16 protein-coding genes are annotated in these 16,058 nt (G+C 54.2%); 1 reads left to right on the top strand and 15 read right to left on the bottom strand.

Going from position 1 to position 16,058, the window contains the following annotated elements; all coding sequences use genetic code 11:
- Positions 1-36: 36 nt before the first annotated feature.
- From nlpD to cysG, 12 genes are all read right to left on the bottom strand, one after another.
- Positions 37-1,059: a murein hydrolase activator NlpD gene (gene nlpD, locus DXU84_RS13855; RefSeq protein WP_013574018.1), complete on the bottom strand. Its 1,023-nt coding sequence runs from the start codon at positions 1,057-1,059 to the stop codon at positions 37-39.
- Between the two features lie 242 nt (positions 1,060-1,301).
- Positions 1,302-1,928 carry a protein-L-isoaspartate(D-aspartate) O-methyltransferase gene (locus DXU84_RS13850; RefSeq protein WP_037034145.1) on the bottom strand — a complete coding sequence of 209 codons (627 nt, stop codon included), beginning with the start codon at positions 1,926-1,928 and terminating at the stop codon, positions 1,302-1,304.
- A complete protein-coding gene (surE, locus tag DXU84_RS13845) occupies positions 1,918-2,682 on the bottom strand; it encodes a 5'/3'-nucleotidase SurE (RefSeq protein ID WP_013574016.1) in 765 nt (254 codons plus the stop codon). The genes DXU84_RS13850 and surE overlap by 11 nt, the downstream gene beginning before the upstream one ends.
- Complete coding sequence (truD, locus tag DXU84_RS13840) at positions 2,663-3,709, bottom strand: tRNA pseudouridine(13) synthase TruD (protein ID WP_162906091.1); 1,047 nt, start codon at positions 3,707-3,709, stop codon at positions 2,663-2,665. The genes surE and truD overlap by 20 nt, the downstream gene beginning before the upstream one ends.
- A 22-nt stretch (positions 3,710-3,731) precedes the next feature.
- Positions 3,732-4,205, bottom strand: coding sequence for a 2-C-methyl-D-erythritol 2,4-cyclodiphosphate synthase (gene ispF / locus DXU84_RS13835; RefSeq protein ID WP_013574014.1), 474 nt, complete (start codon positions 4,203-4,205; stop codon positions 3,732-3,734).
- Positions 4,205-4,924: a 2-C-methyl-D-erythritol 4-phosphate cytidylyltransferase gene (ispD, locus tag DXU84_RS13830; RefSeq protein ID WP_153376001.1), complete on the bottom strand. Its 720-nt coding sequence runs from the start codon at positions 4,922-4,924 to the stop codon at positions 4,205-4,207. Before ispD ends, ispF begins: the two co-directional genes overlap by 1 nt.
- Positions 4,925-4,926: 2 nt before the next feature.
- Positions 4,927-5,247: a cell division protein FtsB gene (gene ftsB, locus DXU84_RS13825; RefSeq protein WP_013574012.1), complete on the bottom strand. Its 321-nt coding sequence runs from the start codon at positions 5,245-5,247 to the stop codon at positions 4,927-4,929.
- 167 nt (positions 5,248-5,414) lie between these two features.
- A complete protein-coding gene (locus DXU84_RS13820; RefSeq protein ID WP_013574011.1) occupies positions 5,415-5,795 on the bottom strand; it encodes a DUF3561 family protein in 381 nt (126 codons plus the stop codon).
- A 59-nt stretch (positions 5,796-5,854) separates the two neighbouring features.
- Positions 5,855-6,478: an adenylyl-sulfate kinase gene (cysC, locus tag DXU84_RS13815; RefSeq protein WP_013574010.1), complete on the bottom strand. Its 624-nt coding sequence runs from the start codon at positions 6,476-6,478 to the stop codon at positions 5,855-5,857.
- 1 nt (position 6,479) lies between these two features.
- Positions 6,480-7,907, bottom strand: a complete 1,428-nt coding sequence (cysN, locus tag DXU84_RS13810; protein ID WP_112152124.1) for a sulfate adenylyltransferase subunit CysN — start codon at positions 7,905-7,907, stop codon at positions 6,480-6,482.
- 13 nt (positions 7,908-7,920) lie between these two features.
- On the bottom strand, positions 7,921-8,829 hold the full coding sequence (gene cysD, locus DXU84_RS13805) for a sulfate adenylyltransferase subunit CysD (protein ID WP_013574008.1): 909 nt from the start codon (positions 8,827-8,829) through the stop codon (positions 7,921-7,923).
- Between the two features lie 10 nt (positions 8,830-8,839).
- Entirely contained in the window at positions 8,840-10,264 is a 1,425-nt protein-coding gene (cysG, locus tag DXU84_RS13800; RefSeq protein WP_013574007.1) for a siroheme synthase CysG, read from the bottom strand.
- A 251-nt stretch (positions 10,265-10,515) separates the two neighbouring features.
- Between cysG and DXU84_RS13795 the strand changes: the two genes are divergently transcribed.
- On the top strand, positions 10,516-11,553 hold the full coding sequence (locus tag DXU84_RS13795; protein WP_153375999.1) for an aminopeptidase: 1,038 nt from the start codon (positions 10,516-10,518) through the stop codon (positions 11,551-11,553).
- A 159-nt stretch (positions 11,554-11,712) separates the two neighbouring features.
- Here DXU84_RS13795 and DXU84_RS13790 read toward each other — a convergent pair whose 3' ends face one another.
- Genes DXU84_RS13790 through cysJ form a run of 3 tightly spaced genes read right to left on the bottom strand, consistent with a single transcriptional unit; the run spans position 11,713 to position 16,041 of the window.
- Positions 11,713-12,450, bottom strand: a complete 738-nt coding sequence (locus DXU84_RS13790) for a phosphoadenylyl-sulfate reductase (protein WP_013574005.1) — start codon at positions 12,448-12,450, stop codon at positions 11,713-11,715.
- 24 nt (positions 12,451-12,474) lie between these two features.
- Entirely contained in the window at positions 12,475-14,211 is a 1,737-nt protein-coding gene (cysI, locus tag DXU84_RS13785) for an assimilatory sulfite reductase (NADPH) hemoprotein subunit (protein WP_121020166.1), read from the bottom strand.
- Between the two features lie 27 nt (positions 14,212-14,238).
- Positions 14,239-16,041, bottom strand: coding sequence for an NADPH-dependent assimilatory sulfite reductase flavoprotein subunit (cysJ, locus tag DXU84_RS13780; protein ID WP_153376061.1), 1,803 nt, complete (start codon positions 16,039-16,041; stop codon positions 14,239-14,241).
- Positions 16,042-16,058 lie beyond the last annotated feature (17 nt).

Below are 16,058 nucleotides of genomic sequence, written 5' to 3'. Positions count from 1 at the left end.
GTGGTCCCGAGGGCAGAATCGATGCTCTGCCCCGATTTATCGCTGCGGAAGATAACGCAGCGGGTTTACGGATTTCCCCTTGTAACGAATTTCAAAATGCAATCTTACTGAACTGGTTCCGGTGCTACCCATAGTCGCTATTTTTTGACCCGCCTGCACTTCTTGTTGTTCCCGGACCAGCATTGTATCGTTATGTGCATAGGCGCTCAGGTAATCATCATTGTGTTTGATGATGATCAGATTACCGTAACCGCGAAGAGCATTACCGGCGTAGACCACACGCCCCGAGGCGGTTGCTACGACAGACTGTCCACGCGAACCAGCAATATCGATCCCCTTATTTCCCCCTTCAGAAGCTGAGAAATTATCGATAATTTTCCCGTCAGTCGGCCATTTCCAGGAGGAAACCGGACCGCCATTATTTGTAGATGTGGCGACGGGAGTGCTGGCTACAGCAACAGGTGTTGTGGTGGTAGTAACTGCACCTGATGAAGGCAACATCTTGCCTACATTCTGTTTACCAGAAGAATCAGAATACGTGGTAGTTGGTTGAGATGCAACCACAGAACCTGTGAGCATGCCCCCGGTTGGAACTTTCGGAACACCGCCATTTGTGGCATCTGTGACCGCTATCGCACCCCCGGTACTTGCTGCGGAAGAGACGTTATTTATCTGGATTGTCTGGCCAACTTCGAGGCTGTATGGCTCTGGGATATTATTGCGCGCGGCCAGGTCGCGGAAGTCATTGCCCGTGATCCATGCAATATAAAACAGAGTGTCGCCACGCTTCACCTGATAGGTGCTGCCACTGTAACTTCCCTTAGGGATTGAGTTATAGCTGCGGTTGTACACAATGTGTCCGCCAGGGCCGACAGCAGGCGCCATTTGCGGAGTGGAATTCAGAGTATTCTGACTACTATTGCCACTGCCACCGCCGCCATTAACGCTGCTGATGGGTGCAGATGTCGTTGAATTGTTCGTACATCCCGCCATCCAGGCACTGATAAAAGTACACATTACAATGCGGCTTAGTGTTTTTATTGGGCTTCCCGTGCTCATATTTCCCCCGTTACGGCAATCTCAGAATATCTCTTTAACCTCGCACACCGCGCCAGCTGGCGCTTTTCGTGTCATCAGACACGGTGCGGGCAGGCAACATGCTCATTCAGGCCTTTGCCCAAATGCCGCTGTGCCATAAAAAACTGTAGTGGATGCTATCAACATCGCCAGTACAGCACCATATAACAGTTGTATTTAAATTTTAAGAGGTTAGTCCTGCTGGGATCGGCTTATCACCGGTTTCAGGCGAGCTCGCCTTTCACCAGCGGGACAAAACGAACGGCTTCGATAGTCTCTGCAACAAACTCATCACCACGTCGTGTGACCCGTTGCAATGTTTGATTTTCTTCGCCCACGGGCAGAATTAATACGCCGCCATCATCGAGTTGTTGCAGTAGATCTTGAGGTATTTCAGGAGGTGCAGCAGTGACAATAATGGCATCGAACGGGCCACGCGAAGGCCAGCCCTGCCAGCCGTCACCATGACGGGTGGAGACATTATGCAAATCGAGTTGCTTGAGGCGTCTTTTGGCCTGCCACTGCAACCCTTTGATGCGCTCAACCGAGAAAACATGTTCAACCAGATGTGCCAGAATCGCAGTCTGATAGCCTGACCCGGTGCCAATTTCCAGCACGCGTGAAGTGGGCTCAAGGCGCAGCAGCTCGGTCATTCTCGCCACGGTATAAGGCTGAGAAATGGTCTGACCGGAGCCAATAGGCAACGCAGTGTTTTCGTAAGCTTTATGCTGAAATGCCTCATCCACGAAACGCTCACGCGGCACAGATTCTATGGCATGCAACAGTTTTTCATCATGAATGCCCTGCTGGCGAAGTTGTTCCAGCAGGTTGTACATCGGTTTATTCACCATTCGCGCTCACCCCGGCCTTTTCCAACCATGAGACCACGACATCCTGAGCCGCATAGGCGGTTAAATCCACCTGAAGTGGCGTCACTGAAACATAACCTTGCGCGACAGCAGCAAAATCAGTATCAGGTGCGACATCAAATTTATCCCCCGGCGGGCCAATCCAGTACAAGTCCTGACCACGCGGGTCCTGCTGACAAAATACCTGCTCGGCCGGATGACGGCTACCGCAACGCGTCACCTTGATCCCTTTGATCTGCGAAAGTGGCAAATCCGGGACGTTAATATTCAGAATTTTGCCAGTACGCAAAGGCTCACGCGCCAGAGCCCTGAGGATCCGACAGGTGATGATCGCCGCCGTGTCATAATGCTGATGGCCGTCCAGTGAGACCGCCAGCGCGGGAAAGCCCAGATGGCGGCCTTCCATCGCGGCGGCGACCGTACCGGAATAGATGACGTCGTCACCCAGATTCGGCCCCGCATTGATGCCAGAGACCACTATATCTGGCTTAGGGCGCATCAGCGTATTCACGCCAAGATACACACAATCGGTCGGCGTACCGTTAATTACGGCGGTATCCCCGTTAGGGTAAGACTGAATACGCAACGGGCCGTCCAGCGTCAACGCATTAGATGCGCCGCTACGGTTACGATCAGGGGCCACCAGCGTCACGTCAGCAAATTCACGCAGTGCTGACGCCAGCGCCTGTATACCCGGAGCCAGTACGCCGTCGTCGTTACTCAGTAATATCCGCATCACTTTCATCCAGATTCATCAGTTCACGCACCACGCTGGTGGCATAACTGCCGGCCGGTAACCAGAATTTGAGTTCCAGAGTAACATCATCCCAGCGCTGCCATTGCATCTGCAAAGGTTGCAGCATGATGGCACGACGTGCCGGTTCGACCCTCTCACGGTTAAGCAGCGACAGTAAATCCTCCTGACCATTCAGACAGGCCAGCTCATAGGCTTCAGCGTCTTCGAGTGTGCCCAGCGGGCCATCTCCCGGCAATGGTGCGGTTACCAGCAATTCACCGTTTTCAACGCGCGGTAGCAGCGATTCGAACTCTTCGGCTTTCGCCACAAACCAACTGCCACGGCCATTCAGTTGCAGGGCATCGCCCAGCATCGGCTGACGTACGGTGCCATCGGCCAGACGCTGGCTGGCGACGATATTGAACATCGCACTGCGGCTGGCGGAAAGATAGAAGCTGCGTTTGGCGCGTTCTTTCGGACGGGCTTCATTGGTTGCCCAGCGTTTCGCCTGCACCAGATTATTGCCACCACGGCCAAAACGCTGAGTGCCGAAATAGTTCGGTACGCCCTGTTGGGTGATTTTTTCCAGACGCGCCTCGACATCAGCCATATCGCTTACCTGACGCAGCACCAGCGTAAACGCGTTGCCTTTCAGCGTACCGATACGCATCTTTTTGCGATGGCGTGAGGCGCGGACAACTTCGCAGCCTTCGAGATCAAACTGGCTTAAATCGGGATCAGTCTTGCCCGGCAGATGCAGGCAAAACCATTGTTCGGTAACGGCATGGCGGTCTTTGAGACCGGCATAACTGACATCGCGCGGATGCACTTTGGCAAATCGCGCCAGTTGTTCCGCGACAAACTGCGTGTTACAGCCATTTTTGCGGATCCGCACCAACAGATGTTCACCTTCGCCATCCGGCTCAAAACCCAGATCCTCTTCGACAATAAAGTCTTCGGGATTGGCTTTCAGCAGGCCGGTGGCAACAGGCTCGCCCAGCAACCAGGTGAGACGGGACATATCTATCATGCGGTAATCTTCCACAACATCATTCCTTAATCAGCAGAGCAACGGCTTCGCAGGCAATACCTTCGCCACGGCCAGTAAAGCCCAGCTGTTCGGTTGTCGTGGCTTTCACGTTGACGTCATCCATATGACATTGCAGATCTTCTGCTAGAAACACGCGCATCTGCGGGATGTGCGGAGCCATTTTCGGTGCCTGTGCGATGATCGTGATATCCAGATTGCCCAGCTTGTAGCCTTTTGCACGGATACGGCGCCAGGCTTCGCGCAGCAGTTCGCGGCTGTCAGCACCTTTGAATGCCGGATCAGTGTCCGGAAAAAGTTTACCTATATCTCCCAGCGCAGCGGCACCAAGCAGTGCGTCCGTAGCCGCGTGCAGGGCAACATCACCATCTGAATGCGCCAGTAAACCCTGCGGATAAGGGATACGCACACCACCGATCACCAGCGGGCCTTCTCCGCCAAATTTATGTACATCAAAACCGTGACCGATACGCATTATGCGTTCTCCTCCTGGGATAAGCGGGTTAAATAGAATTCAGCCAGGGCCAGATCTTCTGGCCTCGTGACTTTAATATTATCGGCCCGTGCCGGGATCAGCATAGGATGAAAACCGCAATATTCCATTGCCGAGGCTTCATCTGTGACCACCGCACCTTCATTGAGTGCACGGCGCAGGCAGGTTTTCAGTAATTCGAGCGGGAAAAATTGCGGCGTCAGTGCATGCCACAGGTCCTGACGATCGACCGTATGTGCAATCGCTGTAATGCCCGGTTCACCACGCTTCATCGTGTCGCGCACGGGGGCGGCAAGGATCCCGCCCACTTTACTGGTGGTGGCAATCGCCAGCAGATTATGGAGATCGTCAGGATGCAGACACGGGCGCGCGGCATCATGTACCAACACCCAGCCGCTGTCTCCGGCAACATCCAGCCCGGCCATCACCGACTCAGCACGTTCCGCACCGCCTGCAACCACGCGAATACGCGGATCACGGGCAATGGGAAGTTGTTCGAATTGCATATCCTGCGGGCTTAATGCCACGATAACCTGACTGACTTTGCCGCTTTGCAGCAAAGCGAAAATTGAGTGTTCTATCAGCGTCTTACCGCCAATAGAAAGATATTGCTTGGGGCATTCTGCCTGCATACGGCTGCCAATGCCGGCAGCCGGTAACACGGCAATAACCTCTGGAAGGGAAACTGCGATATGGCTCATGGCTATTGATTCAGGTTGTTTTGCGAAACGGTGCTACCAGGCGCACGTTTGTTGTCAGGCACCAGACGATAAAAAGTCTCGCCGGGTTTAATCATGCCCAGTTCATTGCGTGCGCGTTCTTCGATCGCTTCCTGACCGCCGTTTAAATCGTCGATTTCTGCGAAAAGTTGATCATTACGTGATTTCAGTTTGCCGTTATTAACTTGTTGCACCTGAACGTCATCGTTTACACGTACATAATCGTGAATACCATTCTTACCCAGCCACAGCGAATACTGTAGCCAGCCAAGTAAAATCAGTAATAGCAGTGTTAGTTTGCCCATCCCCGCCCCCTAAAAAAGCTGGACAATCATCCCACAACTTTCCCTCTGACTCCACTGTGGCAGTGGTAAAGCCGGTGAGAATCAGACTTACGCACGCAATTAAGGGTGAGAATGACACAATGGGTTACATCGTGAAGGGAATTTGCAGGGAAAACCGCCAGGAAAAGTCACCAGCCAGACAGGAAAGAGAAGACTGTCCAGAACATGCCGATAACGCAGACCGCGCTGGCCAGAGAGGTTTTAAACCAGCCACCGCCAAAGAACGTGCTGAACGCAATGCCTATCAGGACGGAAACGGGCATCAGCGCCAGGAAGAACGGCCAGGTGTAGAGCAGGAAAAACAGGGTGTTGGAACCATAAACCAGAAAAGGGATCGCGAACGCCAGCCAGTAGAAGACAAACCCGATGAATCCGCCCTGCATGGAGTAGGAAGGATCTTCGGTGTCTGCACTGTCGGTTTCCGGTATCGGCACGCGTGTCCGGGGGGTAATTTCCCCGGTGCGATCCACGCGGTTCCGACTGACAAGTCTGCTAAATAACGCCTGCATAGATGATCCCTGTATTTCAGTGTAAACCGGCACGCTCTGTGACGTTTGGCCGGCAACATTCAGGGATTGATAATAGCGCGCTGGCGCATCACTTCTAATAATTGAGGCACCAATTGTGTTACCAATTGTTCACCATCAAGATGCACATCCGGGGTTTCCGGTGGCTGATATTCTGAGTCAATACCGGTGAAGTTTTTCAGTTCACCCGCACGGGCTTTTTTATACAAACCTTTCGGATCACGTGCCTCGCAGATAGCCAGCGGCGTATCCACAAACACTTCAATAAACTGACCGTCTTCCAGCAAATCACGCACCATTTCACGCTCGGCGCGGTGAGGTGAAATGAACGCCGTCAGCACGACCTGCCCGGCATCCACCATCAGTTTCGCCACTTCACCTACGCGACGGATGTTTTCACGCCGGTCGTCGTCGGTGAAGCCCAGATCACGGCACAGTCCGTGACGGACATTATCGCCATCGAGCAGATAAGTGCTAACGCCCTGCGCATACAGCGCCTGTTCAAGCGCACCGGCCACGGTGGATTTCCCCGAGCCAGAAAGCCCGGTGAACCACAGCACCGCACCACGATGGCCATGTTGCTTTTCGCGATCCGCACGAGTCACCGTGTGCGGATGCCAGACAACATTCTCATCTTTTAAAAAAGTGCTGTCTTGTGACGCCATCTTATTTGCCACCCAGCAGGTCGCGCGCACCCCAGTGCGGGAAGTGACGTCGAACCAGGCTGTTCAGTTCCAGCTCAAATGCGCTGTATTTATCCGATTCCTGATATACCTGTTCAATGGCTTCACGTACCAGACCAGCACCCACGGTAACGTTGGTCAGCCGATCGATAAAGATCATGCCGCCGGTCACCGCGTTGCTCTGATAGTTATCCAGCACCAGTGGTTCGTCGAAGGCCAGTTCCACCAGTCCGATACCATTCAGTGGCAGGTTTTCTACCACACGCTGCGTCAGCGAGTTAATTTCCACCTGATATTCGATATTTTCCACACGCGCACGGGCTTTCTTGCCGCCGACTTTGATGTCGTAACTCTGGCCGACGCTCAGTGGTTGCTCGGCCATCCACACCACATCGACTTTGGCATTTTGTACCGGTTTAACCGTTTCTTCTGCATCGACCAGCGTGTCGCCACGGCTGATATCACGCTCATCGGCCAGCACCAGCGTAATCGCGTCGCCCGCCCAGGCTTCCTGCAAATCACCGTCAAAGGTCACAATGCGTGCCACGGTAGATTCCACACCGGATGGCAATACTTTCACCTTCTGACCGACACGGACAGAACCGGATGCCAGCGTTCCCGCATAGCCACGGAAATCAAGATTCGGGCGGTTAACGTACTGCACCGGGAAGCGCATCGGTTGCTGTTCACGAATGTTAATAATGTTTACCGTTTCCAGCACGTCGAGCAACGTCGGGCCGGTGTACCAGTTCATTTTATCGCTTGATGTGGCAACGTTGTCGCCTTCCAGCGCGGAAAGCGGCACAAATTTGATGTCCAGATCGGTCGGCAGTTGCTGCGCGAAATCCAGATAATCCTGTTTAAACTGCTCGAATACCGCTTCGCTGTAATCCACCAGATCCATTTTGTTGACGGCCACCACCAGGTGACGGATCCCGAGCAAGGTCGCAATGAAGCTGTGACGGCGGGTTTGATCCAGCACACCTTTACGGGCGTCGATCAGTAAGATCGCCAGATCACAGGTCGATGCACCGGTCGCCATATTGCGGGTGTACTGTTCGTGCCCCGGCGTGTCCGCAATGATGAACTTACGTTTTTCGGTAGAGAAATAACGGTAAGCCACATCGATAGTAATGCCCTGTTCGCGTTCGGCCTGTAAGCCATCCACCAGCAGTGCCAGATCCAGTTTCTCGCCCTGGGTGCCGTGACGTTTACTGTCGTTATGCAGAGAAGACAGCTGATCTTCGTAGATCTGACGGGTGTCATGCAGCAGGCGCCCGATCAGGGTGCTTTTGCCGTCATCGACGCTGCCGCAGGTCAGAAAGCGCAGCAGGCTTTTGTGTTGCTGAGCGTGCAGGTAAGCTTCAACGCCACCCTGCTCCGCGATTTGTTGTGCAATTGCGTTATTCATTAGCTGCGGCTCCTCAGAAGTATCCTTGACGCTTTTTCAGTTCCATCGAACCGGCCTGATCACGGTCGATCGCGCGTCCCTGACGTTCACTGGTGGTCGATACCAGCATCTCTTCGATGATCTCCGGCAACGTTTGTGCCTCAGATTCAACAGCACCGGTCAACGGCCAGCAGCCTAATGTGCGGAAACGCACCATTTTCTTCTCGATCACTTCGCCCGGTTGCAGATCAATACGATCATCATCAACCATCAGCAGCATACCGTCGCGCTCCAGCACCGGACGCGGTGCGGCCAGATACAACGGAACGATTTCGATATTTTCCAGATAGATGTACTGCCAGATATCCAGCTCAGTCCAGTTAGACAGCGGGAACACGCGGATGCTTTCGCCTTTGTTAATCTGGCCGTTGTAATTGTGCCACAGTTCAGGACGCTGGTTTTTTGGATCCCAGCGGTGGAAGCGGTCACGGAACGAATAGATACGCTCTTTGGCACGGGATTTTTCTTCGTCACGGCGTGCACCGCCGAAAGCGGCATCAAAGCCATATTTATTCAGCGCCTGCTTCAGACCTTCAGTTTTCATGATGTCAGTATGTTTGGCACTGCCGTGCACAAACGGGTTGATGCCCATTGCCACGCCTTCCGGGTTTTTATGCACCAGCAGCTCAAAACCGTAATTCTTCGCCGTGCGGTCACGGAAGTCGTACATTTCGCGGAATTTCCAGCCGGTATCCACATGCAGCAGCGGGAACGGCAAGGTGCCCGGGAAGAAAGCTTTGCGCGCCAGATGCAACATCACCGAGGAATCTTTCCCGATGGAGTACATCATCACCGGGTTGGCGAATTCAGCAGCCACTTCACGGATGATATGGATACTCTCCGCCTCCAGTTGCCGCAAATGAGTCAGTCGTTTTTCGTCCATAACAGATCCTTTAAGCCAAATTCACAACCGACGGGCGTTGGGTGCCGTCAGTCTCAGGATGATGCCCAAACCAGGCCAGTTGCTGATGAAGTGATACCACTTCACCAATCACCAGTAACGCCGGCGCCGGCGCCTGCTGAGCCAGATGTTCAAGATTATCGAGTGTTCCGGTCAGCACCTGCTGATCAGAACGCGTTCCCCGTCCGATGACCGCAACGGGCGTATGCGCTGCGCGACCATGAGCGATCAGTTGCTGGCTGATTTCGGCAGCTTTAAGCGTGCCCATATAAATCGCCAATGTCTGCTGGCCTTTCGCGAGGGTCTCCCACTGCACGCCGTTGTTTTCCGGACGGCAATGCCCGGTCACGAATATCACACTTTGCGCGTAATCGCGGTGCGTCAGCGGAATACCTGCATAGGCTGTCGCACCGGCAGCCGCGGTAACACCCGGCACCACCTGGAAAGGAATGCCTGCCGCCTGCACCGCCTGTAATTCTTCGCCGCCGCGTCCGAAAATAAACGGATCACCGCCTTTGAGGCGCACGACTTTTTTCCCCTGCTGCGCCAGTTCGACCAGCAGACGGTTAGTGTCTTCCTGCGCGACAGAATGGCTGCCCGCACGTTTACCCACACAAATCTTGTCCGCATCGCGGCGCACTAAATCCAGCACGTCTTCGCTGACCAGATAGTCGTAAAGCACGACATCGGCCTGCTGCATCACCTGCAGCCCGCGAAGGGTGAGCAATCCTGCATCACCCGGCCCGGCACCGACCAGCGTGACATTCCCGCGATGCGAGATGTCTTCCGCGTTTTCTAACTGCTGTTGCAGCGCCTGTTCTGCTTCTGCGAGCTTTCCCGCAGAAGCGAGGCTGGCAAAGCGTCCGGCAAACAGTTGTTCCCAGAAACGGCGACGCGCACGCATTGAACTGAACTGTACTTTCACATTGTCGCGCCAGCGTCCGGCGATATCGGCCATTTGCCCCAGGCTGCCCGGCAGTAGAGTTTCCAGCTTCTCGCGCAACATTCTGGCGAGTACCGGCGCTTTACCGCTGGAAGAAATCGCGACCACAATCGGCGAACGGTCGACAATCGAAGGGAAAATGAACGAGCACTTCGGCTGATCGTCAACCACGTTAGCCAGAACATGACGGCGGTTGGCCTGTTCAAAAACCTCAGCATTTAACGCGGCGTCGTCGGTGGCGGCAATCACCAGAAAAACATCGTCGAGCTGTTCCGGCAGAAATGCCTGTGCCGACCAGCTAACTTCTGCGGCCTGTCTGCGTTGTTCCAGCTCGGGAGAAAGTGCCTGTGCGACTATCCGTACTTGCGCACCTGCCCGCAGGAGGAGATCAATTTTGCGAGCAGCGACTTCGCCACCTCCCACGACCAGCACAGGGCGTTGTTTGAGGTCGGCAAATATTGGTAGATAGTCCACAAAAGCCTTTAATGATTGTCAGAGTTAATAAACAAACTATACGTGCAGGCAATAATTGATCTGAAATGACGAAAAGGAATGATTAGTTACTAAATGGAATATAGCCCGACAAAAAGAGCGGTTTGGGATAACGGGAAATTGTCTAATCGCACAGACAATCGCATACTGTACGCCCCAGAAAGACCGCCACACGCGGCCTGTTGTTTGATTGCCTTCCGGTCATATTGACCAGCAAATAAGGATTTTTGGCTATGTTTTCTTTTTTACGCATGAAGCGGACGCTGCTGGCGCTGAGCCTGAGCTGTGTCTGTATGGGTCATGCGATGGCGGCGTCCGCCCCGCTTCCGCCAGTGGGGATGATCGCCAGTCAGCAAAATCGCCATATCGCCACCTATTTTCCCGGACGCATGGCCGGCAGCCCGGCAGAACTGATCGCTGCGGATTATCTGAATCAGCAGTTCAATAAATTAGGATATACGAGCGATTTACGTGGCTTCGATACCCGCTATCTTTACACCAGCAATGCGGGCAAAAAGAACTGGCAAAATATTCACGCCACGTCGGTGATTGCCGCACGTGCAGGAGAAGTGCCGCAGCAAATCATCGTGATGGCGCATTTCGATACCTATGTGCCGCAAAGTGACAGTGATACCAACCATAATCTCGGCGGCCTGACGCTGCAGGGGGTCGATGACAACGCTTCCGGCGTCGGTGTGATGCTTGAGCTGGCCGAACGCATGCAGGCCATCCCGACGCACTACAGCTTACGTTTCGTGGCGCTGAGCGCGGAAGAAACCGGTGCTAAAGGCGCGGAAGACTTTGTGAACCGCATGAGTGCTGAAGAGAAGAAAAATACGCTGCTGGTGATCAACCTGAATTCGCTGATCACCGGCGACCGGTTGTATTTCAATAGCGGCGCGAATACTTCCGTGGCCGTGGCGAAACTCACCCGCGTACGGGCGCTGAATATTGCGCACAGTCTGGGTATTCCGGCAGAAAGCCACGAAGGCGTACATTGCTGCGATGGCATAAAAGCGCTGGATGACGCACGGCTGCCGCTGCTGAACGTGACGGCGACTAACTATGCGCTGGGTAAGAAAGACGGCCTCCAGCAACGCGCGATCACCAGCCACTTCCCGCTGGGTACCACGCGTTATCAGAGCCAGTTCGACAATCTGCAATATCTGGATAAAGCCCTGCCGGGCCGCATCGAAAAACGCTCACGCGATACAGTGAAAGTGTTATTCCCGCTGCTGAAGGATCTGGCGAAACCGGCGAAACACGCCTGATTAAATATGGGGAGTTGAGACGTTAATTACAGGAATCCCCTAAATAATTCGGATTGCAGGAAGGCGGCAAGTGAACGCATCCCCGGGAGCATAGATTACTATGTGACCGGGGTAAGAGCGCGCAGCCAACGCATCTGCAACCCGAAGTATGACGGGGATTTATTCATGGAGGCCGCATTCGCGTTTCAGTCCGAAAAAGCGCGTGTCTTCTTCCTTCATCCCTTCTTCCCATTTTTTCGTGGTGTGTGTGTCACCGACGGAAAGATAGCCCTGATCCCACAGCGGGTGATAGCTCAGGCCGTTGTCTTGCAGATAACGGAAGATCTGACGGTTATCCCAGTCAATAATCGGCAGGATTTTAAACACGCCACGTTGCACCGCCAGCACCGGCAGATGCGCACGGCTGCCTGATTGCTCACGACGCAGACCGGCAAACCAGGTCTGCACGCCGAGCGTCTGAATCGCACGATTCATCGGCTCGACTTTATTGATGTGATTATATTTCTCGATGCCCTCGACGCCCTGCTCCCAAAGTTTGCCGTAACGCGCTTCCTGCCAGGCTGCCGAATGTTCAGCACGGAATACCTGTAAATTCAGGTTCAGCTGTTCGGTTAACGTATCGATGAACTGATAGGTTTCCGGGAACAGATAGCCGGTATCGGTCAGGATCACCGGAATGTCCGGTTTCTGCTGAGTGACTAAGTGCAGACAGACCGCCGCCTGAATGCCGAAGCTGGAAGACAGGGCGAATTCACCAGGCATATTTTCCAGCGCCCATTGCACACGCTCCTGCGCGGACAATTTTTCGAGGCTGACGTTAATTTCCGCCAGCGCCATGGATTGTCCGGACTTCGGCAGTTCATTCAGTTCAGCCAGAGTAAGGTTCAGCAAACTCATATCGCCTCCTGTCGGTTATCGCTCTTAATCATAAAAGTCACGTGCCGGATCCAGCACGGGCTTAATGATCCCTGCGCGGATCACAAAGTCGCCAAAGCCTTCACCGGTTTCGCGCTCTTTCGACCAGCGTCCGACCAGTTCGTCAATGATACTCAGGATCTCAGCATCAGAAATGTTTTCACGGTACATGCGCGGAATACGTGTTCCGGCGCGGTTACCGCCAAGGTGCAGGTTGTAGCGGTTCATCGCTTTCCCCACCAGACCAATTTCGGCCAGCAGCGCACGACCGCAGCCGTTCGGACAACCGGTCACACGCAGCACGATGTGTTCATCGCCTACGCCGTGGCCGTGCATGATGCCTTCTACTTTGGTCACAAACTCAGGCAGGAAACGTTCCGCTTCCGCCATCGCCAGCGGGCAGGTCGGATAAGACACGCAGGCCATCGAGTTTTTACGTTGCTCGGTGACACCGTCGTCAATCAGGCCGTGATTACGCGCCAGGGTTTCGATCGCGTCTTTGTCTTGTTCCGCGACACCGGCCACGATCAGGTTCTGGTTAGCAGTAAGCCTGAAATCACCTTTATGGATCTTAGCAATTTCTGCCAGTCCGGTTTTCAGCGGCTTGCCCGGATAATCAAGAATACGGCCATTTTCGATAAACAGTGTCAGATGCCATTGTTTGTCGATGCCCTTTACCCAGCCGATGCGATCGCCGCGACCGGTGAATTCGTAAGGACGAATATCACCAAACTGAATGCCTGCACGTTTTTCAACTTCGGCTTTGAATACCGGCACGCCGACGCGTTCCAGCGTGTATTTGGTTTTGGCGTTTTTACGGTTGGTACGGTTACCCCAGTCGCGCTGCGTGGTCACCACGGCTTCGGCGACGGCCAGCGTGTTCTCCAGCGGAATAAAGCCCAGCTCGCTGGCAGTTCGTGCGTAAGTGGCTTTATCACCGTGGGCGATAGAAAGCCCGCCGCCGACCAGCACGTTAAAGCCGACCAGTTTGCCGTTATCGGCAATCGCCACAAAGTTCAGGTCGTTGGCGTGAAGATCCACGTCATTTTGCGGCGGGATCACCACGGTGGTTTTGAATTTACGTGGCAGATAGGTCGCCCCCAGGATCGGCTCTTCGTCGGTGGTTTCGACTTTTTCCTGATCCAGCCACACTTCGGCGTAAGCACGGGTGCGCGGCAGCAGGTGCTCGGAGATTTTCTTCGCCCACTGATACGCTTCCTGATGCAGTTCAGATTCCACCGGATTCGAGGTACACAACACGTTACGGTTAACGTCGTTGGCGGTCGCCAGTGCATCCAGACCAAGTTTGTTCAGCAACTGATGCACCGGTTTGACGTTCGGTTTCAGGATGCCGTGGAACTGGAAGGTCTGACGGTTGGTAATACGGATGCTGCCATACAGCGTGCTGTCTTCAGCAAATTTGTCGATGCCCAGCCACTGGGCAGGGGTCATCACCCCGCCCGGCAAGCGGCAACGCAACATCATGGCGTGACGCGGTTCCAGCTTCTGCTCAGCACGCTCAGCACGAATATCACGGTCGTCCTGCTGATACATGCCGTGGAAGCGGATCAACAGGAAGTTGTCACCGTTGAAGCCACCGGTCAGACCGTCTTTTAAATCCTCAGTGATAGTCCCGCGCAGGAAATTACTTTCCTTCTTCAGGCGTTCGGCGTCAGCCAGCGGGGCATCGACGATCAACGGGCCCGGACCGGGATTGAGTTCACTCCACAACTTATTGCTCATAAGGTTTTCGCTCATTGCTCAGATTCGTTAGTAGACGTCGCGCTGATAACGGCGATCAAGGCGCAATTCACTGAGATATTCGTCGGCCGTTTCCAGATCCATTTCGCCGTATTCGGCGATGATTTCCAGTAACGCCTGTTCTACATCTTTCGCCATACGGTTAGCATCGCCGCAGACATACACGTGCGCGCCTTCCTGCAACCACTGCCAGACTTCAGCGCCCTGCTCACGCAACTTGTCCTGTACGTACACTTTTTCCGCCTGGTCGCGTGACCATGCCAGAGAGATATTGGTCAGCAAGCCGTCTTTCACGTAACGCTGCCACTCAACCTGATACAGGAAATCATCGGTAAAGTGCGGGTTGCCGAAGAACAGCCAGTTTTTGCCGGTGGCGCCGTCGTTATCACGCTGCTGAATGAAGGCGCGGAATGGCGCAATGCCGGTACCGGGTCCTATCATAATGACCGGCGTCTCCGGATTCGCTGGCAGACGGAAGTTGTCGTTATGCTCGATGAAGACTTTCACTTCACCGTCTTCTTCCAGACGATCGGCCAGGAAGCCGGACGCGCCACCAGAGCGCGGACGACCATCGATGTCATAACGCACCACGCCAACAGTAATATGGACTTCTGTTTCAGTTTCAGCCTGCGAGGAGGCAATCGAATACAGGCGCGGCGTCAGCGGACGCAGTAAATCCACCAGTTGCTGGGCATCCAGCTCAGTCGGTGCGCGGCGCACCATGTCAGCAAACGGCACGGTCTGGGCGTATTGCTGCAGCGCAGGCTTGTCAGCCAGCAGACCGGTCAGGTGTTCGTCGCGGCACAGCGCGGCGTATTTTTCGATAATCGGCGTGGTGTTTTGGGTGAGTTCGATGTGATGTTGCAGCGCCTCTGAAAGCGACAGTTTTTTGTCGTTCACCTCGACAATTTCATCACCTTTCAGCCACAGCAGTTCAACGATTTCCTGCACCAGTTGCGGATCGTTTTCAAACCAGATCCCCAGCGCATCGCCCGGCTGGTAACGCAGGCCGGAATCACCGAGTTCGATTTCCAGATGACGTACGTCTTTATCAGAATCGCGGCCGGTAATTTTCTGGTTAACGGAAAGTGTCGCGGTCAGCGGCGCTTCTTTGGTGTAAGGGCTGCTGTCGACCTGATTCACACTGCCTGCCAGCGTCGGAGCCGCCTGCGCCCCGGTGTCAGCCGGTACGCGCTGTTTCAGCACATCGACAATACGCTTACGCCAGTTTTCGGCGGCTTCTTTATATTCCACATCAGCATCAACGCGGTCTAACAGGCGTTCTGCACCCAGCTCGCCCAGACGGGTATCGAAATCTTTACCTGCCTGACAGAAGAATTCGTAAGAAGTATCACCCAGCGCAAACACCGCAAAAGCCGTGTCTTTCATTTGCGGGGCTTTTTTGGATTGCAGGAATTTGTGCAACGCGACGGCTTCTTCAGCCTGTTCGCCTTCGCCTTGCGTGGAGGCCACGATCAGCAGCAGCTTTTCCTGACCAATTTGTTTGAATTTATAGTCACCGGCATTCACCAGATTGACGTTAATTTTCGCGGCGATCAGGTCATCACGCAGTTGCTCGGCAACACGGCGGGCGTTACCCGTTTGCGAGGCGGAAATCAGAGTGACTGACGCGGCATTCTGTACCGGAGCAGAAGCTGCCACCGCACCCGATTGCTGATTAACCATGCCCCAGAAATACCCTGACAGCCAGGCCATCTGAGTCGGTGAGTAATCACCAATCGCCGATTGAAGGCGGGCCATTTGCTCGGGGGTCAGCGGGAGCAGTGAAGTTGGAGAAGCCTGAGTCGTCATCGCGGTACGAATTCCCT

Source organism: Rahnella sp. RcJ3 (genome assembly GCF_009498575.1).
GTDB classification, from domain to species: domain Bacteria; phylum Pseudomonadota; class Gammaproteobacteria; order Enterobacterales; family Enterobacteriaceae; genus Rahnella; species Rahnella aceris.
The sequence above is the reverse complement of the archived record's forward strand: the minus strand, read 5'-3'. Positions and strand labels throughout refer to the sequence as shown.

What these genes read in the sequence shown, in the direction of transcription:
- DXU84_RS13850 (WP_037034145.1), bottom strand. Translation starts at nt 1,928, where the DNA reads ATGGTGAATAAACCGATGTACAACCTGCTGGAACAACTTCGCCAGCAG.
- DXU84_RS13790 (WP_013574005.1), bottom strand. Translation starts at nt 12,450, where the DNA reads ATGAGTTTGCTGAACCTTACTCTGGCTGAACTGAATGAACTGCCGAAG.
- cysC (WP_013574010.1), bottom strand. Translation starts at nt 6,478, where the DNA reads ATGGCGTCACAAGACAGCACTTTTTTAAAAGATGAGAATGTTGTCTGG.
- cysJ (WP_153376061.1), bottom strand. Translation starts at nt 16,041, where the DNA reads ATGACGACTCAGGCTTCTCCAACTTCACTGCTCCCGCTGACCCCCGAG.
- DXU84_RS13820 (WP_013574011.1), bottom strand. Translation starts at nt 5,795, where the DNA reads ATGCAGGCGTTATTTAGCAGACTTGTCAGTCGGAACCGCGTGGATCGC.
- ispF (WP_013574014.1), bottom strand. Translation starts at nt 4,205, where the DNA reads ATGCGTATCGGTCACGGTTTTGATGTACATAAATTTGGCGGAGAAGGC.
- ispD (WP_153376001.1), bottom strand. Translation starts at nt 4,924, where the DNA reads ATGAGCCATATCGCAGTTTCCCTTCCAGAGGTTATTGCCGTGTTACCG.
- ftsB (WP_013574012.1), bottom strand. Translation starts at nt 5,247, where the DNA reads ATGGGCAAACTAACACTGCTATTACTGATTTTACTTGGCTGGCTACAG.
- cysI (WP_121020166.1), bottom strand. Translation starts at nt 14,211, where the DNA reads ATGAGCAATAAGTTGTGGAGTGAACTCAATCCCGGTCCGGGCCCGTTG.
- DXU84_RS13795 (WP_153375999.1), top strand. Translation starts at nt 10,516, where the DNA reads ATGTTTTCTTTTTTACGCATGAAGCGGACGCTGCTGGCGCTGAGCCTG.
- surE (WP_013574016.1), bottom strand. Translation starts at nt 2,682, where the DNA reads ATGCGGATATTACTGAGTAACGACGACGGCGTACTGGCTCCGGGTATA.
- nlpD (WP_013574018.1), bottom strand. Translation starts at nt 1,059, where the DNA reads ATGAGCACGGGAAGCCCAATAAAAACACTAAGCCGCATTGTAATGTGT.
- cysN (WP_112152124.1), bottom strand. Translation starts at nt 7,907, where the DNA reads ATGAATAACGCAATTGCACAACAAATCGCGGAGCAGGGTGGCGTTGAA.
- cysD (WP_013574008.1), bottom strand. Translation starts at nt 8,829, where the DNA reads ATGGACGAAAAACGACTGACTCATTTGCGGCAACTGGAGGCGGAGAGT.